This window comes from Bradyrhizobium sp. CCGB01, assembly GCF_024199795.1.
Taxonomy (GTDB): domain Bacteria; phylum Pseudomonadota; class Alphaproteobacteria; order Rhizobiales; family Xanthobacteraceae; genus Bradyrhizobium.
Genome location: NZ_JANADK010000001.1, coordinates 6,630,201 through 6,656,482 on the forward strand (window position 1 = coordinate 6,630,201; position 26,282 = coordinate 6,656,482).

Below are 26,282 nucleotides of genomic sequence, written 5' to 3' on the forward strand. Positions count from 1 at the left end.
ACTGCGCCAAAGCCGATTGACGCAGATCAATTTTGGCAGCGATGGCCGCTTTGCCCTGTTGTAGGGCGCGAGGGCGTCAGACCGCCTGCACCGTCCAGCCGATCAGCTCCTTCGCGATGCGGGCGAAGGCTGCGTCGAACGCTGCGACCGCTGCGGCCGGCTCGATCTTGTCGAGCTTCTCGCTGGTCTCGACGAGGCGTGACGCGACCACCTTGCCGTTTCTGTCGACGATTCGCGCCGACAGCCCGATCTCGACCCGGGCCTCGCCTTCCGTGGCGATCCGGAAGCGCCTGATGTCGATCAGGAGCTGGTAGTCCGCCTGCCCGAGATCCGTCGTGCGCAGCGGCGCGTGGGCGATGTCGTAGTTCTCGAAACTGTCGATCAGCCGGGCCTGCACCAGCTTTGGAATGCTGTCGGCCCAGAGGAAGTCTGCGAATCCCGGATTGTCGCCACTGGGGGCAAACAACATACGCTGGGTCTGGAGCATCGCGACCGCCGTCGGTTCGGGAATGGCCAGTGACGCCGACAGCGTCTTGCCGGCAGGCCCGAGATTCTGCGGCGTGCGCAAATCGTAGGTGATCTTCTGCGCCGGCGTCCCACCGCCGGTCATCTTCTCGAGGCCCGCCAGGATGCCATCGATCTTGCCGGTGTTGCGTGCGAGCCCGTCGGAGAATGTCTTGAGATTCGCTATGGTATCCTTCAGCGGGCCGGAATTGTCCTCCAGCACGGTATCGACCCGCCGCAGCGCATCGCGCGCCGCCTGCGTCATGCTCTGGCCCGCCCCGGCCTCGGCGATCAAGGTCACGGGCTCGCCGGCCTTCGCAACGATCATGCCGCCCTCCAGCGTCACCACCGGCACGCCGGTCAGCCCCTGGAAATCGAGCCCGACCCTGGTGTCGGCACGCACGGGTGTCGTCGAGGCAACCGAGATCGTCGCATTGACGAAGCGCGCATTATCCGGCGCAAGGCCAAGCTGCGTCACCTCGCCGACGCGGATGCCGTTGAACAGCACGCCGGCGCCGACCAGCAGGCCCGGCACCGGTCCCTGGAATTGCACGTGATAGTTCGCGCGCGGTCCGATGCCTCCTGTGTTGTTCAGCCAATAGACGAAGCCGAACACCGCGAGGATTGCGGCCAGCACGAAACTGCCGATCAGCACGTAAGGAGCGCGGGTTTCCATGTCTCATCTCATCTCGTGTTGCAGCATCTGCGAGCGCTTGCCGTGGAAATAGGCGCGCACCCACGGATGCTCGGATTGCAGCAATTCGCGCATCGGGCCGATCGCCACGATTCTGCCGTCGGCGAGCGCGGCGACGCGGTCGCAGACCGTGGTGAGGCTCGCAAGGTCATGGGTGACCATGAACACGGTGAGGCCAAGGGTCTTCTGCAGCGTCCCGATCAGCGCGTCAAAATCGCCGGCGGCGATCGGGTCGAGACCCGAGGTCGGCTCGTCCAGGAACAGGATCGGCGGATCGAGCGCGAGTGCGCGCGCCAACGCCACACGCTTGGTCATGCCGCCCGAGAGCTCCGACGGATATTTGTCGGCGTCCTGCGCCCGCAGCCCGACCATCTCGAGCTTGGCGACCGCGATCTCGTCCATCAGCTCCTGCGACAGCACCAGATTTTCGCGCAGCGGAAACTGCACGTTCTGACGGACCGTCAGCGAGGAGAACAGCGCACCTTGCTGGAACAGGATGCCCCACGTCGTCGCCGCACCTTCCTTGCGGCCTCCGATGGGCTGTCCCATCACGTCGATGCTCCCGCCCTGGCGCGGGATGAGGCCGATGATGGTGCGCATCAGCACCGACTTGCCGCCGCCGGACGCTCCCACCAGCCCGAGGATCTCGCCCCGGCGGACATCGAGCGACAGATGGTCGAGCACGGTCTGGCGGCCGAAGCCGACCACGAGCTCGCGAACGCGGATCGCGAACTCCTCTTGCGCTTCGTCCATCGTCACATTCCGATCGAGGCGAAGAAGATCGCGAACAGGCCGTCGAGCACGATCACCAGGAAGATCGACTTCACCACCGACATCGTGGTCTGCCGTCCGAGCGATTCCGCGCTGCCCTTCACGCGCAAGCCCTCGCTGCAGGCCACGATCCCGATCACCAGCGCCATGAACGGCGCCTTCAGGATGCCGACCTCGAAATGGGTGATGGAGATGGCCTCGTGCAGCCGCGCGATGTAGATCGCGGGCGCCATGCCGCCGTAGAATTGCGCGACCAGTCCTCCGCCATAGAGCGCCGCAACCGCCCCGACGAACGCGAGAATCGGCAATGCGATGACCAGGGCTGCTACCCGCGGCAATATCAGGACATGGACGGGATCGAGGCCCATGGTCGAGAGCGCGTCGATCTCCTCGCGCATCTTCATCGAGCCGAGCTCGGCGGTATATGCGCTCCCCGAGCGTCCCGCGACCATGATGGCGACGATCAGCACACCCAGCTCGCGCAGCACCAGGATGCCGACCATGTCGACGGTGTAGGACTCCGCACCGAACCTGCGGAAATGGAAGAACCCCTGCTGGGCGATGATGGCGCCGATCAGGAAGGTAATGAGAACGACAATCGGAATGGCCTGCCAGCCGATGCGGTAGAGTTGATAGACCAGCGACGTCAGCCGCAGCGAGCGTGGCCGGCGCAGCACGCCGATCACGGCGATGAACAACGCGCCCAGCATTTGAAGGAAGATCGTGACGTCTTCGCGCGCGCCAACCGTGGATTTGCCGAGATCGCCGAGCCTGAGCAGAACCGGGTTTGGCGCGGCCGCAGGCGGCGGTGTGTGGCGATTGACCTGACGCACCTCGTCCATCAGCCCGCTGAAATGATCCGCGACGCCGACGAACTCTGCCGATCGGCCTGATGAAGCGGCCCTGCGCGACAACTTCTCCAGGACCCAGGCTCCGAGCGTGTCGAGCGCGCTGACGCCGGACATGTCCAGCGTCACGGCGCTGGATCGATCGACATCCGCTCCGACCGATCGGGACAGCGTTTCGAGCGCCGACACGTTGGCTGCCGTCCACGGCCCTTGCGGGCGCAAGTTCAGCGCATCACCGGAGGGCGTCGCCAGCAATAGCGGTTGGGAGTTCACGCTTCCACCTCATCGGGACAATCCGTCCCCATTCAGCCGGCATTTTTAGGCCAGCATGTGGCGACCGGCTTGACCTGCCTCAAGACCGGGACCGCGCGCCGTCCGTTGATGTAAGTCAAGCGCGGCAGCGTCGCCGGATCTTAGGGTCGTTTCATTCAAGGGAGTTCCTAAGTCCATGTTCGACAGCGACAGGATGAGCGAAGAACTGCGAGCGCTGAAGATTGACGTCGCGCGTCTGCTGAGCACCGCAGGCGAGGAGATGTTCGACAGCTCGAAAGACCGGGCCGAGGCTCTGGCCGATCAGATCAAGGCCGCGCTGGCCGAGCTCGGCGAAACCGTCAGCGACGAGCAGGAGCAGCTTCAGGGCCTCATTGCGGACCGTCCGGTCACGTCGCTCGCCTCCGCTTTCGCCCTCGGCGTCGTCGTCGGCTTCATGCTGAGGAGGCACTAGGTGAACATCGAAAATGTCGTCAGACATCTGCGCGCGCTGTGGCGCACCGACAGGATCATCGCGGACATCAGGCTGCGCCATCTGCTGATGGGCCTCGGCCTGCGCGCCTTCGCGGCGCTGATCGCCACATTCGGCCTGCTAATGCTGGAGCTATCGGCCTATTTCGCACTGATCCAGATCTGGAGTGCAGTCGCGTCGGCTGCCGCTCTCGGCGCGATCAACCTCGTCATTGCAGGAATCCTCTTCTTCGTTGCTGGCCGCCCGCCCTCCGGCCGTGACATCGAGCTCGCCAATGAAATTCACGGCACGTCCATCGAGGCCCTGCAGATCGAGGCGCGCGCGCTTCAAGCCCAGGTATCGGGCGCGGTGCATCATCCACTCAGCACTCTCATGCCGGTGCTGGTGCCGCTGATCGCGATCATCGTGAAGAACCTGCAGAAGACGGCCAAGGAGACGGCAGCTGCTTCCGAAGCGGGCTCGTAGCCGAACGCTCAGAGCTTGAGCCGGACGTCGCAGATGTCAGGCTCGGTCGGGTCCGGCTTCACTTCGAAACCAAGCTGCCGGCACATCTCGAGCATCACGGTGTTCTCCTGGAGCACGTCGCCCGAGATGGCCTTCAACCCTTCCGATCTCGCGTAGTCGATGATCAGCTGCATCAGGGTCCATCCGAGCCCCCTGCCCTTGAGGTCCGACCGCAGCAGGATAGCGTATTCGCCGCTCTCATAGACCGAGTCCGAGTGGAGCCGGACCACACCGACCATCTCGTTGGTGGCTTCGTCGAATGCGATGAAGGCCATTGCACGCGCATAGTCGAGCTGGGTCAGGCGCGCGATGAACTCGTGGGTGAACTCCTTCATCGGCGCGAAGAAGCGCAGGCGGAGGTCGTGCGCCGTGACGTGACGCAGGAATTCGTGGATGGTCGGCTCGTCTTCCGGGCGCAAGGGCCGTACGAAGATGCGCCAATCGTCCTTGAGCGCCAGGCGACGCTCCCATTGCGACGGATAGGCCCGGACGGCGAAATTGGCCGGGCCGGAGCCAGCGAACTTCCGCAGCGGCGGCCCCACTGCGACGCGGGCGTCGACCGCGGTCACGCCGGTCTCGTCCGCAAGCAGCGGGTTGATGTCGAATTCACGGATCTCGGGAATATCGGCGGCCATCTGGGCGAGCTTGACCAGCACCATTGCGACGGCATCCTGCGCGACCGCGGGTACGTCCCGATAGGCATTCAGCAGCCGTGATACACGCGTGCGGCCGATCAGGTCGCGGGCGAGTTGCAGATCGAGCGGCGGCAGCGCCAGTGCCTTGTCGTTGATGATCTCGACCGCCGTCCCGCCCCGGCCGAAGACGACGACGGTGCCAAAGGTGGGATCGTCGGCAAGACCCAGGATCAGCTCGCGCGCCTTCGCCTTGACGACCATCGCCTGCACGATAACGCCCTCAATGCGGGCTTCGGGACGGAGCTTCCTCGCACGTGCGAGAATGTCGGTGGCAGCCGTGCGTACGGCCTCGGGCGTGGTCAGATTGAGGACGACGCCGCCGACGTCCGACTTGTGGACGATGTCGCGCGACATGATCTTCAGCACGACTGTGGCGCCTTGCCCGAACATCTCGCCGGCGCAGGCGACCGCCTGCTCGACATCATCAGCAGCACGGGTCGGCACCATCGCGATGTCATAGGCCCCGAGCAAGTGCTTGATCTCGACGGGATCGAGCCATTTGCGACCGTCCGCGATCGCTGCGGCGACGATCTGCCTGGCAGCCCGGGCGTCAGGCACGAACGTGTCGGGCATCGCGGGAGGAACCTGGCTCAACTCCTCCACGACTTCGCGGTGGCGAACCAGATGCATGAAACCGCGCACCGCATCGCCTTCGGTCGGGTAGTTCGGAATGCCGGCGCCGGAGAGCGCCTGAATGATGTCCTGATCGGCTCCGACCCAGACGGCCAATACGGGCTTTGCCCATCGGCCGTGCTGCTTGCGGTATTTGCCGACGATTTCCGTTACGGTTGCCGCGATGTCGGCAGCCGGGGCGATCGCGGTCTGCACGTTGAGGACCAGAACTGCGTCATTATCAGGGTCCGCGAGCAGCACCTCCAGCGCCGCCGCGTAGCGCGATGCATCGGCATCGCCGACGATGTCGACGGGATTTGCCCCGGACCAGGTCGACGGCAGCACTGCATCGAGGTTCTTGCGCGTCTCGGCCGAGATGGACGCCGGGATGCCGCCAAGCTCCACCAACCGATCCACAGCCAGGACGCCGATGCCGCCGCCATTGGTGAGGATGGCGAGACGCTTTCCTGCCGGCGATTCGACGCGACCGAGCGTCTCGGCGCAATCGAACAGCTCGCCCAGATCGGAGACCCGCAGGACGCCCGCACGGCGGAACGCGGCGTCATAGACGGCGTCGGCTCCGGCGAGAGCGCCCGTATGCGTTGCCGCGGCCCTGGCACCCTGCGCCATGCGGCCGGACTTCACCACGACGACCGGCTTCACGCGCGCCGCGGCCCGTGCCGCCGACATGAACTTGCGTGCGTCCTTGATGGCCTCGATATAGAGCAGGATCGCGCGGGTCTTGTGATCCATCGCGAAATGGTCGAGCAGGTCGGCAATATCGACATCGATCTGATCGCCGATCGTGACGATGCCGGAGAACCCCACGCCGCGCTGCGCGGCCCAATCCACCATTCCGGCCGCGATCGCGCCCGACTGTGAAATCAGCGCGAGGTTGCCCGGCCCCGGCATGTGCGCGGCAAAGCTGGCATTGAGGCTGACACCGGGCATCATGATGCCGAGGCAGTTCGGCCCGATCAGCCGCATGCCGTATCTGCGTGCCGCAGCGATTGCGGCCTCGTGCAGGGATCCCGGTCCATGACCGAGGCCCGCCGAGACGATCAGCGCGCCGGCCGAGCCGCGACGTCCGGCCTGGTCAATAATGCCGGGAACCTCTCGCGCCGGCGCGGTGATGACCACGAGCTCGGGCACGAAGTCCAGCCTGTCCAGGCTCTTCACCGCGGCGAGGCCGCCGATCTCGGCATGGCGTAGATTGACGAGGCCGAACCGACCCTTGAATTCGGCCTTGCGAATGTTCTCGAGAACGGCGCGTCCGACGGAGAGTGGGCGGGAGCTCGCGCCGACGAGCGCAACCGAATGCGGCGACAGCAGATTCTTCAAGCGATAGGTTGACATGACAATAAATGCGCCCGGTCGGTGGCGGTTCCGAAGGTTGACGATCAGGCCGATAGATCGGCAATGCGCCTAGTGCGAGATCATAACCCAGCACGGTGGCTGGCCAATGATGGTCTTTGTCACACCACCCCAGACGATCTCGTTCAGGCGCGAATGATGGTAGGCGCCCATCACGATCGCATCCATGGCATGGGAATTCGCCCAGCTTCCGAGCACCTTACCGGTCGAGCTGCCGCCGCCTTTCACGGTCTCGAACGAGGCGTAGACCCCGTGTTCCCGCAGATGGTCGACGAGCGCGGTTCCCGATTTCATGATCGCATCGGTCTTGTCGTCCGCCACCGTGACCACCCGGACGGATGCCGCAGCCTGAAGAATGGGCAGCGCGTCGCCGACCGCCCGCGCGGCACGCGCGGAATGGTCCCAGGCGATCATGACGTTCTCGAACTCACCTCGCAGCTCGTCCGCACGCTGTTCCGGACACAGCAGCAGCGGCCGGCCGGATTCGAACAGGAACGTCTCGATGATGTGCTCCGTTCGACTGTCGTGCGGCTTCACGGGGATCAGCGTGAGATCGCTGAAGCGCGCCTGCTCGGCCAGGATCGACGCGACCTGGTCCGCCGGCACCTTGCCCGAACGGCTTTGGGCCCGAATGTTGGCGCGGGACGCCGCGAGGGTGAAGGCGTTGAGGAGTTGCTGCATGTCGCCCACGTCGCGCGCGCCCGCAGCCGCGGCGGATTCCAGATCAGTCGGGAGCACGACCGCCGGACGAACGAAAATCTCGTCTTCCAGCGCGAGCGCGGTGATCCTGGCGCCGAGGTCGGCGGCGACAGCCACGCATTTCTCGATCGCCACGAGGGCCGGTCCGCGCGGCTGGCCGACAAGCGGCAGAAAGACGTCCTTGATGGGCATCGGAATTCTCCTTGCCGGTCAGGATAGGCCGCCTTTTGTCAGAACGCTTGATCCTGCTCAAGGCGGGAAAACATCACGCAGTCAGCCGACGACAGACCTTGACGGAAGTCAAGGACTCGCCCCGATCCGCCCCTAAGGGTTAGCCTGTTGCCTCACCGCCGAAGCATCTGGATATGCTCGCAGAGATGACGGACGATTCTGCCACCCAGGAACGGGTCTTCCAAGCTCTGAGCGTGCGTCCCGGCGCGAAGCGGATCGACACGCACGCGGCGTCGGTGCTTCTCGACGGGAGTCACGCGCTGAAGATCAAGCGGGCCGTCAAGTTTCCATTCCTCGACTATTCGACCCTCGAAAGGCGCAAGGCGGCCTGCGAGGAGGAGATCAGGATCAACCGACCGCTCGCGCCGCAGATCTATCACCGCGTCGTGGCGATCACGGAAGAGCCGGATGGATCGATCAAGATCGACGGCCGCGGCCGGCCGGTCGAGTATGCAGTCGACATGTCCCGCTTCGACGAAGACCAAACGCTGGACCATCTGGCAAAGGCCGGCCCGATGGACGTGGAGCTGGCCCAGGCCGTCGCAGATGCAATCGCAGCGTCGCATGCGAGAGCGATGGTCGCGGATGGCGCTGCGTGGATAACGTCCGTTCCCGCTTTGATCGATGGCAACACCAATGGCCTGCGCGTCGGTGGCCATTTCGAAGCGGCAGAGGTCGATCAGCTTGGCGAAGCCTCACACCAGACATTCCTGCGCGTCCGTGCGACACTCGTGGAGCGCGCCCGCAAAGGCTTCGTGCGCCGCTGCCACGGCGATCTGCATCTTGCCAACATCGTTCTGGTCGACCGGCAGCCCGTCCTGTTCGATGCGATCGAATTCGACGCGCAGATGGCGACCGTGGACGTGCTCTACGATCTTGCGTTCACGCTGATGGACCTGCTGCGCCACGACCAGTCGGTCGCGGCCAATGCCGTCCTGAACCAGTATCTGACGTCGGCGCCCGACGAGACGCTCGACGCCCTGGCGGCGCTGCCACTGTTCATGTCCATTCGCGCGGCGATCCGTGCGCAGGTGGCGCTGGCGCGGCTGGAGCGGCCCGATGCCGACGGCCCTGCGGTTCTCGACGAGGCACGCCGCTATTTCGACCTCGCCCGGGTGTTGATCCATCCCCCCGCTCCCCGCCTGATCGCGGTCGGCGGACTGTCGGGCACCGGAAAATCCGTGCTCGCCCGCGCGCTGGCGGCCACTGTGCTGCCGCAACCGGGCGCCGTCGTGCTGCGCAGCGACATCATTCGCAAGCAGTTGTTTCAGGTGGCACACACCGACCGGCTGCCGTCGTCCACGTACCGCCCCGAGGTCACGGCACAGGTGTACGACATGCTCGTGCAGCGCGCCCGGCGGGTGCTGGCCCAAGGCCATTCGGCAATCGTCGACGCGGTCTTTGCACGCGAGTCCGAACGGGACGACCTGGCCGCCCTGGCTCGCGCGTGCGGCGTGCCACTCAGCGGACTTTTCCTCGTCGCGGATCTCGCGACCCGGCAGGCGCGAATCGGAAGCCGCCGGGGAGACGCATCCGACGCCACGCAAGAGGTTGCCGCGCAGCAAGAGCACTATAATATCGGCCATGTCGGTTGGGCGACCATCGATGCATCCGGGACACCAGAGCAGACGCTCCAGCGCTGCCGGGACGCGATCGCTGAGGGCAAGTAAGGCAATCTGATTGGCGCGGGCAAGGATGGCGCGACCCACCACGAGTTCGACGGCGACCGCGCGCGCCAAGCCTGCGGCGCGGCGGAGTGCCCTGCCCGGCCGCCTCAGCCCCGGCATGGCCTGCGACACCGCATTCCGGATCATTGCCCGCCGTCATCTCGATGCCGTCCTCACCTAGCATGACGGCACATGCCGCGGTGATCCCGAGGCGCTGCATCAGATCCGGATCGCACTGACGCATCTGCGCACCGCCATCCGCTTCTTCTCGCCGATGGTCGATGACGGGCTGCGGCCGCAGGTCTGGACCGAGCTGAAATGGCTGAACAGCCAGCTCGGCATGGTCAGGGACCTCGACGTCGCGATCGACCGCGTCATCGCCGACAGCGGCGGCGAGCTTGACGTGATCGCGGAGCTTCAGCACTGGGACGAGAAGCGCGCCGAGAGCCATCGCCTGCTGACGCGCGCCCTGCAATCCGCGCGCTATCGCCGCCTGGTCGAGCAGACCTCCAGCTGGATCGAGAGCGGTCCCTGGTCGACCAGGCGCACCAAGGAAGCCATCAGGCTGCGCCGCTGCTCGCTCGCCGACCACGCGACGGCGCGGCTGACAGAGTGGGAAAAGACACTGCTCAAGAAGGCCCGGAAGCTCAACAAGCTCGACGTCGAGAAACGACACAAGCTACGGCTTCTCAACAAGCGGATGACCTATTCGGTCGAGTCGCTTCAGGACCTGTTCGCCGACGAATCGCTGACGAAGCAGAAGTCGATCCTCAAGCAATTGCGCAAGGCGCAGAAATCCCTCGGACAATTGAACGACGATGCGCGCGGGCAAACGCTGGCAGCGTCATTGAACGAGGCCGTTCCCGGAGCGGGCATTCGCTTCCTCAACCGCAAGCGGGAAAAGAAGCTGTTGCGGACCGCCTCGGAAGCCTACCGGAAACTGGCCAAGGCCAAGCCGTTCCGTTCCTCCGACCTCGCGCCGAATGCAGAGCCCGAGGATTAGGTGCGGGCCAACCCGGCTTGACCTGGGTCAAATCACCTTCCTGCCGGTGATCTAAGCTCCACACATCGATATCAGTGTGAACTTGCGGAGCCCACCATGCGCGCCCACCAGATCATGACCCGGTCGGTTATCTCGGTGACCCCCGACACCAGCATCGTCGAAGCCGCAAACATCATGCTGAACCGGCATATCAGCGGCCTCACGGTGGTCGACGATGCCGGCAAGCTGGTCGGCGTGGTCTCGGAAGGCGACTTCATCCGCCGCAGCGAAATCGGCACCGGGCGCAAGCGCGGCCGCTGGCTGCGGTTCATTCTCGGCCCCGGTACATCCGCCAGCGACTTCGTGCACGAACATGGTCGCAAGGTCGCGGAAGTGATGACTGTCTCGCCCGTGACCATCACCGAGGATACGGCGCTTGCAGAGATCGTCGATCTCATGGAGCGGAACAACGTGAAGCGCCTGCCGGTGGTGCGCGGCGACAAGGTCGTCGGCATCGTCTCCCGCGCTAACCTGTTGCAGGCCGTCGCGGGCCTCGCCGGCGAGGTGCCGGATCCGACGGCCGATGACGATCACATTCGCAGCCGCATCATCGACACCATGGAGAAGAACGACTGGTGCCCGTTCGGGCTGAATGTCATCGTTCGCGACGGCATCGTTCATCTCAGCGGCGTCATCACCGAGGAACGTGCACGGCAGGCCACCGTCGTCGCGGCGGAGAACATCGAAGGCGTCAAGAAGGTGCACGACCATCTGTGCTGGGTCGACACCATGACCGGGGTCTATCTCAACTCGCCCGAGGACGACGATCTCGCCAAGGCCAGCTGAGGCGACCTGAGGCCCAAAACGGCTCAGCGGGGAATGACGGCGGTGGCTTCGATCTCGACTCGCGCCGCCTTCTCGACGAGGCGGACGACCTGCACCAGCGCCATCGCGGGATAGTGCACACCGAAGATGGCACGGTAGACCTTGCCGAGCTCCTTCAGGTTCGCCAGGTACTCGTCCATATCGACGACATACCAGGTCAGGCGCACGAGATGCTCGGGCCGCGCGCCGGCCTCCGCGAGAATCTCGGCGATATTGCTTAGGGTCTGCCGCACCTGCGCGACAAAGCCGTCAGCAAGACGCTCCTCGGCATCCCAGCCGATCACGCCGCCGGTGACGACGATACGTCCCTCGGCGGCCATGCCGTTGGCATAGCCTTTCGGCACCGGCCAACCAGACGGCTGGAGCACCTGCACCCTGGAACCGGTTTCGCCCTCGGCTGCTGTTGGCAGCACCGCAAGGTGCGGGCCTTTCGGCGTCGTCACGGACAATTCTCCATCCTTCTCTCACTCCGCCGCGACGCCAGAGGACGTCGCTGCCGCCTGCGCCAATTGCCGCAGGGCAAATCGCTTCAACTTGCCGGTCTCGGTCTTCGGCAGCTGCGTCACGAACTCGATCGCGCGCGGATATTTGTACGGCGCAATCTCGCGTTTGACATGCTCCTGCAACTCGGCTGCGAGCTGAGCGTCCGGCGTCACACCGGGTGCGACGATGACATAAGCCTTCACGATCATGCCACGCGCCTCGTCCGGCGCACCGACGACGCCGCACTCGGCCACGGATGGATGCGTGAGCAGCGCCGCCTCCACATCCGTACCCGCGATATTGTACCCGGCCGAGACGATCATGTCATCGGAGCGTGACTGGTACCAGAAGTAGCCGTCGCTATCCATCAGATAGGTATCGCCGGTGATGTTCCAGCCGTTCTGGACGTATTTGCGCTGCCGCTCGTCGGCGAGATAGCGGCAGCCGGTCGGCCCGCGCACGGCGAGCCGCCCCATCGTGCCCGGCGGCAGGTCATTGCCGTCGTCATCGACGATCTTTGCCTCATAGCCCGGTACGGGCTTGCCCGTCGCTCCGGGACGAATCTCGTCTTCGGTCGCGCTGATGAAGATGTGCAGCAGCTCGGTCGAGCCGATGCCGTCCATCAGCTTGATGCCGGTGGCCTTGAGCCAGGCGTCGAATGTGGGCTTGGGCAACGTCTCGCCAGCTGAGACGCATTTGCGCAGTGAGGAGATGTCGCGGCCGGCAAGTTTGCCGATCATCGCGCGGTAGGCCGTCGGCGCGGTAAAGCAGACCGTCGTCTTGTACTGCTCGATCGCCGACAGCATGTCGTCCGGTGTCGTCTTCTCCAGCACGACGAAAGACGCGCCGATATGCATCGGAAACAGCACGCCGCCGAATCCAAAAGTGAAGGCGAGCGGCGCCGAACCGACGAAGCGATCCTTCTGCTCCGCCCGCAAGATATTGTGCGCATAGCCGTCGCAGACCGCCAGCATATCCCGGTGGAAGTGCATGGTGCCCTTGGGGTCACCCGTCGTGCCCGACGTGAAGGCGATCAGGCAGACGTCATCGGAGGCGGTATCGACCGCCTTGAACTCCGGGCTCGCATCCGCAATCAGCGCCTCGAGCGAGTCGCCCGCGCCATTGCCCCAATAGACCACGTGCTTGAGATCGGGTGCCGCCGCTTTCGCTTTCTGCATCTCCTCCGAGAGCTTCCCATCGCAGAGCGCGAGCGTGATCTGCGCCTTCTGGATCGGATAAGCCAGCTCCTTAGCGCGCAGCAGAGGCATGGTCGCCACCACGATGCCGCCGGCCTTGATTACCGCCAGATAGGTCGCGACCATCATCGGATTGTTGGCAGAGCGCAGCAGCACGCGTGCGCCGGTGACGAGGCCAAGCTTGCGAACGAGCACGTTAGCGATGCGGTTCACGAGCGCTTGCAGCTCGCGATAGCTGTAGCTGACGGCGGGGCTGATGACGCAGGGCGCGTCGCCGTGGCCCTGCTCGACCCAGCGGTCGAGAAAATAGCCGACGCAATTCAATCGCGGCGGATAGTGCAGCTCCGGCCGGGTGAAAGTGAATTCGGGCCAGAGCTCGCGCGGCGGCAGATGCTGCCGCGCGAATGTATCGACGTGGGCCGTCGCGGCGTTGCCGTCATGCGAGCCCGACACTTGAACCTTCGCGGCGTTGGCCATCGCACGCTCCTTTCAGCATGGAAAGCACCCGGCAGCACTATCTGGGAAACATTTTAGGCTTAAAACAATTTGGCGCAATAGCGGATTTTGGGCATCCCATGCATTTTCCTGCGGCAAGGTGGGACTGGCCGGCGTGTCCCGCTGGCGGATCTACGGCCGGCGGCGACTGGCCGATTTCTGCGCCGACGCCTTGGTCTTGGCGAGAAGGCGCATCAATTCGCGGACATCCTTCGGGGTCAGGTCGGCGAACAGATCGGCAATCCAGGTCTCGTGCTCCGCAGCCATCCTGCGGAACTCGGCGCGGCCCAGCTTCGTGAGGCGGATCACCTGGACGCGGCGGTCCGTCTCCGAGGTACGGCGGTCGAGATGACCCGACTCCACGAGACGCTCGACGAGGCCGGTGACGTTGCCGTTGGACACCATCATGCGCTTGGAGACGTCCGACAGCGTCATGCCGTCGGGCGCCTTGTCGAGCTGCGCCATCAGGTCGAACCGGGGCAGCGTGACGTCGAAGCGCTGCCGCAGGCGGCCGCGGACTTCGCCCTCGATCAGGGTCGTGCAGGTGAGCAGACGCAACCACAGCCGAAGCTCTTCGGCATGGTCCTCCGGCGTCTCGACGGCCTTGGTCTCGGAATCGAGCATCTCGATGCAATCACTCACGGCCGGCATTGGCGCCGGCTCGGATTCCCCAACGTTTTGAGCTTCAAATAAATCGGCCCCGGCCGCAAGCCAAAAGCTGCAACAATCGACCGCACCAGAGTTTCTTTAGGCTTCAAATAATTGGCGCGCCGCTTGCATGCGCCTCTGCCCGCAGGATGGCGACGCCTCGCGCGTGCTTGAGCTTGCTTGCCGCGGCCGCCATCATCAGCATAAGCTTGGATTGGAGTACGCGGCTTGCGGCGCAAGCCCGATCGTCACGGGGGACACATCATGAAGACGCAAATGACCTTGGCCGCAGCCGCCGTGGTGCTCGGCACCGCGGTGAGCCCTTCCCTCGCCCAGGAGAAGATCAAGCTGGGAGTGGTCGTGACCCTGTCGGGCCCCGCAGCCGCGCTCGGCCAGCAGGTCCGCGACGGCTTTGCGCTCGCAGTGAAGGACCTCGGCGGCAAGATGGGCGGGCGCGATGTCGAGGTGATCGTCGCCGACGACGAATTGAAGCCGGACGCAGCGGTCACGAAGGTCAAAGGCCTCCTGGAGCGCGACAAGGTCGACTTTGTGGTCGGCCCGATCTTCTCCAACATCCTCCAGGCGATCCACCGCCCCGTGACGGAGTCCAAGACGTTCCTGATCAGCCCCAACGCGGGCCCGTCGACGTTCGCCGGCAAGGACTGCAACCCGTTCTTCTATGTGACGTCCTATCAGAACGACCAGGTCCATGAGATCCTCGGCAAGGTCGCGCAGGATCGTGGCTACAAGCGCATGTACCTGATGGTGCCGAACTATCAGGCCGGCAAGGATTCGGTGGCGGGTTTCAAGCTCGACTACAAGGGCGAGATCGTCGAGGAATCCTACATGCCGCTGAACACGTTGGACTTCCAGCCGGAGCTTTCCAAGATCTCGTCGCAGAAGCCCGATGCACTGTTCACGTTCATGCCGGGTGGCCTCGGCGTCAATCTCGTCAAGCAATACCGGCAAGCCGGCCTTGCCGACACAATTCCGGTGCTCTCGGCTTTCACGGTGGATGAATCGACGCTACCGGCGCAGCAGGATGCGGCCGTCGGCATGTTCGGCGGCGCGAACTGGGCGCCCAATCTCGACAATCCCCAGAACAAGAAATTCGTCGCTGCCTATGAGGCCGCCTATAACGTCGTGCCTGGCACCTACGCTTTCCAGGCCTATGACGCCGCGATGCTGATCGACAGCGCGGTCAAGGCCGTGAAAGGCGATCTCTCGAACAAGGATGCAGTCGGGGCTGCGCTGAAGAAGGCCGACTTCACCTCGCTGCGCGGCGCCTTCAAGTTCAACACCAACGGTTATCCGATCCAGGATTTTTACCTGACCAAGGTCGCCAAGCGTGCGGACGGCAAGTTCCAGACCGAGATCGTTCAGAAGGTCTTCGAGAATTATGGCGACCGGTATGCCAAGGACTGCAAGGCGGCGAACTAGGCCGCATCGCGTTACGGGAGGACTGCAATGAAGAGCGAAATCACCGGCATCACGCGGGCCAATGAAGGAATCCAGGGCATTTCCTGGAACATCCTCGGCCAGACCTATGTGCCGAAGAGCAATACCGAGCACAGCTTCTCCTGGCACGCGACATTGCCGCCGGGCACGTTCGTGCCGCCGCACATCCATCCAGATCAGGATGAGTATCTCTACATGCTCGAAGGCAAGCTCGACTTCGTGCTCGGCAATTCGGAGTCGCAGGCGACCGCGGGCGATCTGATCCGCCTCGGCATGGGCGTGCCGCACGGAATCTTCAACAAGTCGGAGCAGACCGCAAAAGTGCTGTTCTGGGTGTCGCCGACCAAAAAACTGTTCGACCTGTTCTGGGGCCTTCACAACATGAAGGAGCAGAAGCCCGAGGACGTGGTGGCGATGGCAGCCGAGTTCAACATCCACTTCCTGCCGCCGCCACCCGGCGGCTAGCTTTAAGCCCGCACCGCCGCAAGTCCCGGCACTGCGGCGAAGCCGGCCTTGGTGGCATAGCCGCGCACGATCGCTTCGCGCTGGGAATAGCTCAGCACGTTGTCGACATTGTCGAAGCCATCGGGCGCAAGCTGCTCGACCGCGTCGATGACGCCTTCGGGGCCACCGCGCCGGTTGGAGCGGACGATGTCAGCGGTCATGGGCAGGCGCTTCTTCTCGTATTCGAGCAGCGCCTGGCGGGGATGCTCGGCGCGCACCAGCGCATCGGCAATGCAGCGCGCGTCGAGGATGGCCTGAGATGCGCCGTTCGAGCCTACCGGATACATCGGATGCGCGGCATCGCCGAGCAGCGTGACGCGCCCGGACGACCAGTAGGGCAAGGGATCGCGGTCGCAGGTCGGATATTCGTAGAATTCGGGTGTTGCCGAGATCAGGCTCCTCACGTCGATATAGGGCACGGAGAAGCGTGCGACGTGCGGCATCAGTTCCTCGCGCCGGCCGGGCCGCGACCAATCCTCTTTCCGCGGCGGCGGGGCATTGCCCTCGCCGACCTTCACCAGCACTGCCCAGTTGGTGAGGCGGCTCGCGGGGCTCGATCCTTCCGCGATCGGATAGATCACCACCTTGGCATTGAGGCCACCGGCCACGATCATCGACTTGCCGGTGAGGAACAGCGGCCAATCGCGCGCACCGCGCCACAGCATCAGGCCGTTCCAGCACGGCGGTCCCTCGTTCGGGAACAGCGTGTCGCGAACGCGTGAATGGATGCCGTCAGCACCGATCAGGATATCGCCGCGCGCAGTGTGGATGTGCACACCCGTGCGATCGAAGAAATAGGCGGTGACACCGCCCTCGTCCTGCGTGAAAGCGCCGAGCCGGCAGCCGGTGTGGATTGCTGCGGGGCCGAGCCGCTCCTCGACAGCGCGATGGATGACGCCCTGAAGCCGGCCCCGGTGGATCGAGAATTGCGGCACATCGTGGCCGGCGTCGATGCCGCGGGCTTCGCGCCAGACCTCCTGACCGTGGCGATTGAGGTAATAGAGCTGGTCGGTGCGGATCGCGACGTCGTCGAGTTTCTGAAGCAGGCCGAGGCCGGCGAGTTCGCGCATCGCATGCGGCAACGTGTTGATGCCGACGCCGAGCTCGCGGATTGTATCGGCCTGCTCGAAGATCTCGCAGTCCAGGCCGCGCGAGCGCAGCATCAATGCCGTAGTGAGACCACCGATACCGCCACCGACGATAATCGCCTTCATCGCCCTTACTCCACTCAATACCTAGGCAACGGGGTTAACGTCGCACGGGCGATCACTCCGCCGCAAGCGGCTTTGTCGCCTCCGCCTTGAGCTCGGCCCGGGTCTTGGGCTTAGCCTTAATTCTCAGCTCCTCGAGATCCTGCCTGTCGCGCACGCTGTTGCGGAAAATCTGATCTTTTCCGGGGAGGTATTGCGGCGGACAGAACGCATCGTTTGCCCCGTACCAGGCCGCCGCCCTCATGGTAAAGAAGGGATCCACCAGATGCGGCCGGCCAAGCGCGACGAGATCCGCCCGGCCGGCCGCCAAAATGGTGTTGGCCTGGTCCGCGGTCGTGATGTTGCCGACGCACATGGTGGCGACACGCGCCTCGTTACGGACCTGGTCGGAAAACGGCGTCTGGAACATGCGGCCGTAGACCGGCTGCGCATCACGCACGGTCTGCCCGGTCGAGACGTCGACGAGATCGACGCCAGCCTCGGCAAAGGCGCGCGCAATCGCAACCGCATCGTCGCCGGTGATGCCGCCGTCCGCCCAGTCGGTCGCGGAAATACGCACCGACATCGGCTTGTGCGACGGCCACACCGCCCGCAGCGCTTCGAAGATTTCGAGCGGAAAGCGCAGGCGGTTTTCGAGTGAGCCGCTATAGTCGTCCGTGCGGGCGTTCGTCAGCGGGGAGATGAAGCTCGCGAGCAGATAGCCATGGGCGCAGTGCAATTCGAGCATGTCGAAGCCACAGCGCTCGCCGCGCTCGGCAGCTGCGACGAAGGCGTCCCTCACCGCGTTCATGCCGGCACGGTCGAGCTCGTGCGGGACCTGGCTGTCCGGAAAATAAGGCAGCGGCGATGCCGAGAACACCTCCCAGCCGCCCTCGTCCAGGGGACGGTCCATGCCGTCCCACATCAGCTTGGTGGCGCCCTTGCGGCCGGCGTGGCCCAGCTGCAGGCAGATTCTTGTGGCCGAATTGCCGTGGACGAAATCCACGATGCGCCGCCACGCCGCCTCCTGCTCGTCGTTCCACAGGCCGGCGCAACCAGGCGTGATCCGGGCGTCTCGGCTAACGCAGGTCATCTCGGTGAAGATCAGGCCGGCACCACCGATCGCCCGCGAGCCGTAATGTACCAGGTGGAAATCGGTCGGTACTCCCTCCTTCGCCGAATACATGCACATCGGCGACACCACGGCCCGGTTGGCGATCTCCATCTCGCGCAGGCGGAATGGCTGGAACAGCGGCACGATCGGCTTTTCCGTGTCGACGTCGAAGCCGCTGTCGCGAACCTGCCTGGCAAACGACTTCTCGACCTCAGCCACAAAATCCGGAGCGCGGAGCTTGAGGTTGTCATAGGTGATCGCCTTCGACCTCGTCATCACGCCGAAGGCGAATTGCACGGGATCGAAATCCCAGAAGCGGTCGACGTGCTCGAACCAGACCAGCGAAACGTCGGCGGCGTGCTGGGTCTTCTCGACCTCCTCGCGGCGGCCGTGCTCATAGACTTCCAGCGCTGCCTTGATGCTGGGCGCCTTCTCCATTGCATCGGCCAGTGCGATCGCGTCTTCCATCGCGAGCTTGGTGCCGGAGCCGATCGAGAAATGTGCGCTCGCCTTGGCGTCTCCGAGCAGCACCATGTTGTCCTTGACCCAACGCTTGCTGCGGACCATCGGGAAGTTGCGCCACATCGAACGGTTGGTGAGCAGCTTGTGCCCGTCGAGGAACCAGCCAAAAATCTCTGCCATCCGCGCCGCGGACTGGGTCTCGTTCAGCCCTGTCAGCCCTGCCCGCTCGAACGTCTCCGGATCGGTCTCGAAAATCCAGGTCGAGTGCCCGGCTTCATACTGATAGGCGTGGGCAATGAACGGACCCCACTCAGTCTCCTGAAAGATGAATGTGAAGGCATCGAGTGGCCTGGTCGATCCCATCCAGGCGAACTTGTTGGAGCGGAGGTCCACCTCCGGCTGGAAGTGCTCGACATATTTTTCGCGGAAGCGGCTGTTGATGCCGTCGGCGAGCAGAACGAGATCGGCCTCGGCGAAACGGGACTCGTCGTCGATGTCCACCTCGAAATGCAGGACGACGCCGAGCTCCCGCGCCCGCTCCTGGAGGATCAGGAGCAGTTTCTGCCGCGAGCAGCCGCAAAAGCCGTTGCCGCCGACCCGATGCACCGTGCCGCGAAAGTGTACGGCGATATCGTCCCAGTAAGCGAACTCCTGGGTGATGCGGCGGTAACTCGGAAGATCATGCTTCTCAAAATTGTCCAGCGTGGCGTCGGAGAACACCACGCCGAAGCCGAACGTGTCGTCGGCCAGGTTGCGCTCGTATACGGCGATGTCAGCGCTCGGCCGCTGCTTCTTGAGCAGAATGGCTGCGTAGAGACCCGCAGGTCCGCCACCGATGATCGCGACTTTCATGGAAGCCTCGCCAAATGACCCGGCGGAAATTATTTTAACCCTAAAATAATTCCGCGCAAGTCCCCGTTGTTGGCCTCCCGCAGGAAAGGCTCGCCGGCTCAATCCCCCCTGAAGACCGGCTTGACCTTGTTGGCGAACGCTTCAAAGGCCCGTTCGAAATCGGCGGTCGTCATGCACAGGGCCTGGGCAACGGCTTCCGCCTCGATTGCCTCTTCCACCGACATCGCCCATTCCATCGCCAGCATCCGCTTGGTCATGGTGTTGCCGAAGGTCGGTCCTTCCGCGACCTGCTTGGCCAGCAATTGTGCCTGGGGCAGCACCTGCTCAGGCGTGACGATGCGGCTGAAGAAGCCCCAGCGCTCGCCCTCTTCCGCGGTCATGAACCGGCCGGTAAACAGGAGCTCGGAGGCGCGGGACTGTCCGATGATCCGCGGCAGGATCGCGCAGGCGCCCATGTCGCAGCCACCAAGACCAACCTTGTTGAACAGGAACGCGACCTTGGCGCCGCTCGCTGCGAGCCGCATGTCCGATGCCATCGCGATGATCGCGCCGGCGCCGGCGCAGATGCCCTCAACCGCGGCCACGATCGGCTGCGGGCAGGCCCGCATTGCCTTGACGAGGTCACCCGTCATCCGCGTGAAAGCCGTCAGCCCCTTGGTGTCCATCTTCACGAGCGGGCCGATGATCTCGAACACGTCGCCGCCGGACGAGAAATTACCCCCGGCGCCGGTGACGACGATCGCCTTCACCGCATCGTCGAAAGCGCAAGCGCGGAAGAAATCCGTCAGTTCCCGATAGCTTTCGAAGGTCAGCGGATTCTTCCGCTCGGGACGATTGAGCGTCACGTTGGCAACACCGTCGACAACAGCTAGCAGAAAGTGCTGCGGCGAATAGTCCGCGAGCGGCACCGTCACAGGATTGGCTGGTCTGCTCATGCGATCTCCTTAAGCTCCTTGTTACGCACCTGCGCCATGCACGTTAGATCTCACCGCCCGCAACCGCGATCGCCTGTCCTGTGATCGCGCCAGCGCCCTCGCCGCACAGCCAAAGCACGGCGTCTGCCACCTCTTGAGGCGTGATCAGCCGTCCCTGCGGATTGTGCTTCGCGAGCTCGGCGATCGCCTGGTCGCGGCTCCTGCCGGTCTTCTTCATGATGTTCTCGATGCTGCCGGCGACGAGATCGGTATCGGTGAAACCAGGACAGACCGCGTTCACGGTCACGTTGCTTCCGGCTATCTCCAGCGCAAGCGAACGGACGAGACCAACCACGGCGTGCTTGGCAGCCGTGTAGGCGCTGACATAAGCATAGCCCTTGAGCCCGGCCGTCGATGCAATTGCGACAATGCGACCATAGGGGCGATCCTTCATCCCCGGCAGAACGGCGCTGATGGCATGGACCACGCCCATGAAGTTGACGTCCATCATACGCGCGAACATTGCACTGTCGGATTTCGCAAACGGCGCGGATTCAGCGCTGCCCGCGTTGGCGACCAGGATATCGATCGGCTGTCGCGCGCTCGCTTGCGCGATGGCGGCTTTCAACGACGCCTCGTCCGAGACATCGGCAACGGCCACAAAGTGCGCGGCGCCTGCCCCGACCGCCTCTTCGAGAACGGCGACGTTCCGGCCGAGCACCGTTACGGTCGCACCTGCCCCGACAAGAGAGGCCGCGATCGCGCGACCGATGCCGCGACCGCCACCGGTCACCAGCGCGTGCGGCGAGTGCGGCAATCCGGACATGCGTTGGCTCCCTGGGATCTGCTGATCGTTCCCTCGATATATTTTAACCTTCAAGTTTTTGCAACGAAAGTGCCGATCAACGCCGCGAATGCTATCGCGCGAGAGGCCGGCCCGAAAATTGCTTTAAGTATAAAATTATCGCTTCCCATCCCCCACAGGCCTGTTAGCATCGCCGGGCCAAGCAAAAGGATGTCGCGTGTCGCAGCCTGCGCCAATGATAACAAAAGACGGCCGCTTCGCCTATGAAGCCGCGGGCGATCCGGACGCGACGCCCCTTATTTTCCTGCATGGCATTGGCGGCGCGGCACGGGCCTGGCGACAGCAGCTTGCCAGATTCGGCACCCAATTCCGCGCGATTGCATGGGACATGCCGGGCTACGGCGGATCGGCGCCGCTCGCCAACGTCAGCATCGCGGCCCTGGCCGATGCGCTTCAGCAATTCATCGAGCAGCTTGGGGCGACCGGGCCAGTTCTCGTCGGCCATTCAATCGGCGGCATGATCGTCCAGAAATGGCTGACGCAATCACCGAAGCTGGCGCGTGCGGTCGTCCTTGCGCAGACCAGCCCGGCCTTCGGCAAGGCCGACGGCGACTGGCAGAAATCGTTCATCGCGGCGCGGCTTGGGCCGCTCGATCGCGGCGAGACGATGAAGTCGCTGGCTCCCTCCCTGGTGAAGGAGCTTGTCGGCGACGATCCTGATCCGAAGGGAATGGAGCTTGCGCGCGAGTGCATGGGCAGCGTACCCGAGGCAAGTTATCGCGCCGTGATGCTGGCCTTGATCGGCTTCGATCAGCGCAGCTCACTCAAGGACATTACCATCCCGACGCTGTTGCTGTCCGGCTCCAAGGACAACAATGCGCCTGCGCCTATGATGGCGAAGACAGCAACATTCATTCCCTCGGCCGAATATGTCGAGCTACCCGGCGTCGGCCATCTCGCCAACCTAGAGCGCCCCGATGCCTTCGATGAGGCCGTCGGCCGGTTCCTGAACTCCCTCGCAAATGTAGGGTGACTGCGCAATGATCATGCAAGTCAGCAAGAACATCGGCGCAACCGACAAGGTCGCGCTCGATGCTCCGATCTTCGATCCCGTCGCATTCCGCCTGAGCGACGAGCAGGCCGGCATCATCGCGCGCGCCCGCGAGATCGGCCAGAGCGTGTTCGCAGGTCGCGCCGCGACTTACGATCGCGAGGCCATCTTCCCGACCGAGAATTATCGCGACCTGCATCGCGTCGGCCTGCTCGGCATCGCGGTTCCCAAGAAGCATGGCGGGCTCGGCGCGAACTATCAGACTTACGCACTGGCGGCAGCCGAAATCGGCCGCTATTGCGGCGCGACTGCCCTCACCTGGAACATGCACGTCTGCTCGACCCTGTGGTCAGGTCCGCTTGCCGACGATCTCGACATGGACGCTGAGACCCGCGCCGAGCACGAACGGCGGCGCGCGGTTCATTACAAGCGCATCGTCGAGGACGGCGCGATCTATTCGCAACCGTTCTCCGAGGGCGGCGCTGCGGCCGCAGGCGGCGTCGCCTTCGGCACGGAGGCAAAGCCCGTGGAAGGCGGCTGGATCGTCAACGGGAAAAAAATCTTTGCATCGCTTTCCGGTCACGCCGACTATTACGGCGTGCTCTGTACCGAGATCGAGGAAGGTGAGAAAGCCTCACGCCGCAATACCCTTTATCTCGCCATCTCTGCCAAGTCGCAGGGCGTCTCGGTCGTCGGCGACTGGGATCCGCTCGGCATGCGCGGGACGGTCTCGCGGACGCTGCTGTTCAAGGACGTGTTCGTGCCGGCGGATTCTGCGCTGATGCCGCGCGGCGTCTACTTCCAGGCAGCGATGCGCTGGCCACACATGTTCCTGACGCTGTCGCCCACCTATATGGGGCTGGCGCAAGCCGCCTATGATTTCACCGTGCGCTATCTTCGCGGCGAGGTGCCGGGCATGCCGCCGGTCAAGCGCCGGATGTACCCGACCAAGCAGATCGCGGTGGCGCAGATGCAGATCAAGCTTGAGCAGATCAAGGCGGTCTGGTTCCAAGCCGTCACCGAGGCCCGCGCCAATCCAAGCAAGGAACAGGTGCTGCGCGCCTACGCTGCGCAGTATTCGGTGATGGAGGGCGCCAATGAGCTCGCGGCTCTCGCGATCCGCACTTGCGGCGGCCAAGCCATGCTCCGTTCGCTGCCGCTGGAACGGATCTATCGCGACAGCCGCTGCGGCTCGCTGATGCTGCCCTGGACCGCCGAGCTTTGCCTCGACCGCATCGGTCGCGAGGCGCTGTACGAGGCCGGCGAGACGGATGACTGACGGTGGACCTCTGTAGTCTGATCGATCGCAACGCGGCGTTTGCGCCAGACAAGACGGCCATTGCCTTCGAAGGAACACGGTTGAGCTACGCGGCGTTTGCCGCCCGTATCGAGCAGACCGCCACAGCATTGAAGCGGGAGCTCGGAGTCGGTCGGGGCGACCGCGTCGCGATCCTGAGCGTGAACCGGCCGGACTACCTCGTTCTGCTCTATGCCTGCGCGCGGCTCGGCGCGATGCTGGTGCCGCTGAACTGGCGGCTGGCCGTCGCCGAGCAGCTGTTCATTCTTACCGATGCTGGCGCCAAGGTCCTGGTGCTCGAGCAGGCGTTTGAAGGAGTTCTTCCCGAGCTGGCGCAGACTGTGCCGGGAACCGCTGTCGTCGGCCTCGACTTCGAGCCGCCGCACGGCACGGCATTCGAGAACCTGCTGACTCGCCGCGAAGGCAGCGGCCGGAACCCACACACCGATCTCTCCTGCCCCCTCCTCATCGTCTACACGTCAGGAACGACCGGACGGCCCAAAGGCGCCGTGCTGCGGCAGGACGCTTTGTTCTGGAACGGCGTCATGAGCCAGCACATGCACAATATGACGTCCGACGATCACGTATTGACGGTGTTGCCGTTCTTCCATGTCGGCGGCCTCAACATCCAAACCACACCTGCTCTCCAGCTTGGCGCGACCGTCACGATCCATGCTCGCTTTGCGCCGGATACGGCACTTGCCGCCATCGAACGGGAACGGCCGACACTGACGGTGATGGTGCCGGCCATCATCCAGGCTGTCAGCGAGCATCCCGACTGGGCCACGACCGATCTTTCGTCGCTCAAGGCCGTCGCGACCGGATCGACAATCGTGCCGCCGCATCTGATCGACCGCTTCGAGGCGCGCAATGTTCCGGTGCTTCAGGTTTATGGTTCCACGGAAACCTGCCCCATCGCTGTCTACACCCGACTTGGCGGCGATCTTTCGCGCGCGGGATCGACTGGACTTGCTGGCTTGTGCTGCGAAGCGCAGGTGATCGATCAACTAGGCAACGAGGTGCCTGCGGGCACGCCGGGCGAGATCGCGGTGCGCGGGCCCAACGTCTTCTTCGAATATTGGGGCAATGCGGACGCGACGCGCGACGCCTTACGCGACGGCTGGTATCGCACCGGCGATATCGGCCTGTGCGACGCTGACGGCTATTTCTGGATTCGCGACCGCAAGAAGAACATGATCATTTCCGGCGGCGAGAATATCTACCCGGCAGAGGTCGAACGCGTCCTGCTCGAGCATCCCGATGTCAGCGAATGCGCCGTGATCGGCCGGCCGGACCCGCGCTGGGACGAGGTGCCGATCGCCTATGTTATCGCGCGTTCCGGATGCCGGCCCGAAGCCGATGAGCTGAGGGCACATCTACAGGCGCAGCTCGCGCGATTTAAGGTCCCGCGCGATATTGTCTTCGTCACCGATCTGCCGCGCACTGCCCTGGGCAAAGTCCAGCATTTCCTGCTGAAGCAAGCTGATGCGCAGTCACGCGCGCAAGGAGAAACATCTTGAAGATCGCAGTTCTGGGAGGGGGAAACGGCTCTTTCGCGGCCGCCGGCGATTTTGCGCTATCGGGACATGAGGTCCGACTCTGGCGCCGCGACGCGGAGCGGGTTTCGGCACATCGCGCCGCCGGCTCGCGCATCCTGGTGAAGGACCATAATGGCCCTCACGACGTGAAGCTCGCGCTCGTCACGACCGACATCGCCGAAGCCGTCAACGGCACAGAGCTGATCCTGTGCCCCGCCCCTGCCTTCGCACAGCCGGACATTGCTCGACTGCTCGCCCCGCATTTGCGGGATGGACAAGTCGTATTTCTGCCGCCAGCGACATTCGGCTCGATGATCTTTGCCCAGGCTGCGAGGGATGCTGGCAACCACGCGAAAGCGAGTTTTGCCGAAACCGGGACACTACCATGGCTCACCCGCAAGCACGGTCCGTTCGAGGTCGCGATCACCATCCGCGCCAAGCGACTGCCGGTCGGCGTGTTCCCGCTCGACCAGGAATCGCATGCGCTCGCGGTGATTGGGCACGCTTTCCCCGATGTGATCGAGCCCTGTGGAGACGCGCTGTCCGGCGCACTGATGAATGCAGGCCCGATCATCCATCCGCCGCTGATCGTGATGAATGCTGGCCCCATCGAGCATTTCGAAAAGTGGGACATCCACAAGGAGGGCACACAGGCCGCAATCCGACGGGTGACAGACGCGCTCGACGCCGAGCGGATCGCCGTGCGCGAGGCGCTCGGCTATGGCGCGCCCCACTACCCGCTCGCTCACCACTACGCCAAGGAAGGCGAGATCTGGATGTACGGCCGCGGCTCGCATGACCGCCTGACCGATTCCGGCGACTGGCGCGAGCGGATCGTGCTGACCGAGCACCGTTACATGCGCGAAGATCTGCGGCTTGGTCTGTCGCTACTGGTCTCCGTCGCCGGCTTGGCGGGCGTGGCGACGCCGCTGGCCAAAGCATTTCTGGCCATCGGCGGCGCGATCTGCGGTGAGGATTTTGCAAAGAGCGGCCGAACGCTCGATACGCTGGGGCTTGGCAATCTCGGCAAGGCCGAACTGCAGACGCTTCTTCGCACGGGATTTTGA

General features: G+C 64.2%; 22 protein-coding genes and 1 pseudogene. 11 read left to right on the top strand and 12 right to left on the bottom strand.

The genetic code is table 11. The features are described 5' to 3' along the window. Positions 1-76: 76 nt before the first annotated feature. The 3 genes from NLM25_RS30990 to NLM25_RS31000 are packed head-to-tail and all read right to left on the bottom strand — an operon-like array spanning position 77 to position 3,090. Positions 77-1,180 (bottom strand): ABC-type transport auxiliary lipoprotein family protein, encoded by a 1,104-nt coding sequence (locus NLM25_RS30990; protein ID WP_254139527.1) that lies wholly within the window; start codon positions 1,178-1,180, stop codon positions 77-79. A 3-nt stretch (positions 1,181-1,183) separates the two neighbouring features. Further along, positions 1,184-1,951, bottom strand: a complete 768-nt coding sequence (locus NLM25_RS30995; RefSeq protein WP_254139528.1) for an ABC transporter ATP-binding protein — start codon at positions 1,949-1,951, stop codon at positions 1,184-1,186. A gap of 2 nt (positions 1,952-1,953) precedes the next feature. After that, positions 1,954-3,090: an MlaE family lipid ABC transporter permease subunit gene (locus tag NLM25_RS31000; RefSeq protein ID WP_254139529.1), complete on the bottom strand. Its 1,137-nt coding sequence runs from the start codon at positions 3,088-3,090 to the stop codon at positions 1,954-1,956. A gap of 175 nt (positions 3,091-3,265) precedes the next feature. On the opposite strand from NLM25_RS31000, the gene NLM25_RS31005 reads away from it, so the two are divergent. Further along, positions 3,266-3,541, top strand: a complete 276-nt coding sequence (locus NLM25_RS31005) for a hypothetical protein (RefSeq protein ID WP_254139530.1) — start codon at positions 3,266-3,268, stop codon at positions 3,539-3,541. Further along, a complete protein-coding gene (locus tag NLM25_RS31010; protein ID WP_254121488.1) occupies positions 3,542-4,024 on the top strand; it encodes a phage holin family protein in 483 nt (160 codons plus the stop codon). Between the two features lie 8 nt (positions 4,025-4,032). Here the strand turns inward: NLM25_RS31010 and NLM25_RS31015 are convergent, their stop codons facing one another. Both NLM25_RS31015 and NLM25_RS31020 read right to left on the bottom strand, forming a co-directional pair. Next, positions 4,033-6,726: a bifunctional acetate--CoA ligase family protein/GNAT family N-acetyltransferase gene (locus tag NLM25_RS31015; RefSeq protein WP_254139531.1), complete on the bottom strand. Its 2,694-nt coding sequence runs from the start codon at positions 6,724-6,726 to the stop codon at positions 4,033-4,035. A 69-nt stretch (positions 6,727-6,795) separates the two neighbouring features. Further along, positions 6,796-7,635, bottom strand: coding sequence for a universal stress protein (locus tag NLM25_RS31020; protein WP_254139532.1), 840 nt, complete (start codon positions 7,633-7,635; stop codon positions 6,796-6,798). A gap of 185 nt (positions 7,636-7,820) precedes the next feature. On the opposite strand from NLM25_RS31020, the gene NLM25_RS31025 reads away from it, so the two are divergent. The 3 genes and pseudogenes from NLM25_RS31025 (at position 7,821) to NLM25_RS31035 (ending at position 11,169) form a co-directional block, all read left to right on the top strand. Beyond that, positions 7,821-9,344, top strand: a complete 1,524-nt coding sequence (locus tag NLM25_RS31025) for a bifunctional aminoglycoside phosphotransferase/ATP-binding protein (RefSeq protein WP_254141299.1) — start codon at positions 7,821-7,823, stop codon at positions 9,342-9,344. A gap of 25 nt (positions 9,345-9,369) precedes the next feature. After that, positions 9,370-10,344, top strand: a pseudogene (locus NLM25_RS31030) (CHAD domain-containing protein). Positions 10,345-10,440: 96 nt separating this feature from the next. After that, the gene (locus tag NLM25_RS31035; protein ID WP_254139533.1) at positions 10,441-11,169 is read left to right on the top strand and encodes a CBS domain-containing protein; all 729 of its coding nucleotides are present in this window, start codon (positions 10,441-10,443) and stop codon (positions 11,167-11,169) included. Between the two features lie 23 nt (positions 11,170-11,192). On the opposite strand, the gene NLM25_RS31040 is transcribed toward NLM25_RS31035, so the two are convergent. From NLM25_RS31040 to NLM25_RS31050, 3 genes are all read right to left on the bottom strand, one after another. Beyond that, complete coding sequence (locus NLM25_RS31040) at positions 11,193-11,651, bottom strand: RidA family protein (protein WP_375167852.1); 459 nt, start codon at positions 11,649-11,651, stop codon at positions 11,193-11,195. 21 nt (positions 11,652-11,672) lie between these two features. After that, entirely contained in the window at positions 11,673-13,364 is a 1,692-nt protein-coding gene (locus NLM25_RS31045) for a benzoate-CoA ligase family protein (protein ID WP_254139535.1), read from the bottom strand. 150 nt (positions 13,365-13,514) lie between these two features. Beyond that, complete coding sequence (locus NLM25_RS31050) at positions 13,515-14,033, bottom strand: MarR family winged helix-turn-helix transcriptional regulator (RefSeq protein ID WP_254139536.1); 519 nt, start codon at positions 14,031-14,033, stop codon at positions 13,515-13,517. A 261-nt stretch (positions 14,034-14,294) separates the two neighbouring features. Here NLM25_RS31050 and NLM25_RS31055 point away from each other — a divergent pair, with 261 nt between their 5' ends. Then, positions 14,295-15,470: an ABC transporter substrate-binding protein gene (locus NLM25_RS31055; RefSeq protein ID WP_254139537.1), complete on the top strand. Its 1,176-nt coding sequence runs from the start codon at positions 14,295-14,297 to the stop codon at positions 15,468-15,470. Between the two features lie 27 nt (positions 15,471-15,497). Beyond that, positions 15,498-15,953 carry a cupin domain-containing protein gene (locus NLM25_RS31060; protein ID WP_254121497.1) on the top strand — a complete coding sequence of 152 codons (456 nt, stop codon included), beginning with the start codon at positions 15,498-15,500 and terminating at the stop codon, positions 15,951-15,953. 2 nt (positions 15,954-15,955) lie between these two features. Here the strand turns inward: NLM25_RS31060 and NLM25_RS31065 are convergent, their stop codons facing one another. From NLM25_RS31065 to NLM25_RS31080, 4 genes are all read right to left on the bottom strand, one after another. Continuing rightward, the gene (locus NLM25_RS31065; RefSeq protein WP_254121498.1) at positions 15,956-17,206 is read right to left on the bottom strand and encodes a flavin-dependent oxidoreductase; all 1,251 of its coding nucleotides are present in this window, start codon (positions 17,204-17,206) and stop codon (positions 15,956-15,958) included. Between the two features lie 52 nt (positions 17,207-17,258). Continuing rightward, positions 17,259-19,610, bottom strand: coding sequence for a bifunctional salicylyl-CoA 5-hydroxylase/oxidoreductase (locus tag NLM25_RS31070; protein ID WP_254139538.1), 2,352 nt, complete (start codon positions 19,608-19,610; stop codon positions 17,259-17,261). 98 nt (positions 19,611-19,708) lie between these two features. After that, positions 19,709-20,545 (bottom strand): enoyl-CoA hydratase family protein, encoded by an 837-nt coding sequence (locus tag NLM25_RS31075; RefSeq protein ID WP_254121500.1) that lies wholly within the window; start codon positions 20,543-20,545, stop codon positions 19,709-19,711. 43 nt (positions 20,546-20,588) lie between these two features. After that, the gene (locus NLM25_RS31080) at positions 20,589-21,350 is read right to left on the bottom strand and encodes an SDR family NAD(P)-dependent oxidoreductase (protein ID WP_254139539.1); all 762 of its coding nucleotides are present in this window, start codon (positions 21,348-21,350) and stop codon (positions 20,589-20,591) included. 196 nt (positions 21,351-21,546) lie between these two features. Here NLM25_RS31080 and NLM25_RS31085 point away from each other — a divergent pair, with 196 nt between their 5' ends. From NLM25_RS31085 to NLM25_RS31100, 4 genes are read left to right on the top strand one after another with little or no spacing between them, the layout of a single operon-like run. Next, complete coding sequence (locus NLM25_RS31085) at positions 21,547-22,362, top strand: alpha/beta fold hydrolase (RefSeq protein WP_254139540.1); 816 nt, start codon at positions 21,547-21,549, stop codon at positions 22,360-22,362. 7 nt (positions 22,363-22,369) lie between these two features. Beyond that, the gene (locus NLM25_RS31090; RefSeq protein WP_254139541.1) at positions 22,370-23,659 is read left to right on the top strand and encodes an acyl-CoA dehydrogenase family protein; all 1,290 of its coding nucleotides are present in this window, start codon (positions 22,370-22,372) and stop codon (positions 23,657-23,659) included. 2 nt (positions 23,660-23,661) lie between these two features. Further along, on the top strand, positions 23,662-25,197 hold the full coding sequence (locus tag NLM25_RS31095) for a class I adenylate-forming enzyme family protein (protein ID WP_254139542.1): 1,536 nt from the start codon (positions 23,662-23,664) through the stop codon (positions 25,195-25,197). Continuing rightward, a complete protein-coding gene (locus NLM25_RS31100; protein WP_254139543.1) occupies positions 25,194-26,282 on the top strand; it encodes an NAD/NADP-dependent octopine/nopaline dehydrogenase family protein in 1,089 nt (362 codons plus the stop codon). Before NLM25_RS31095 ends, NLM25_RS31100 begins: the two co-directional genes overlap by 4 nt.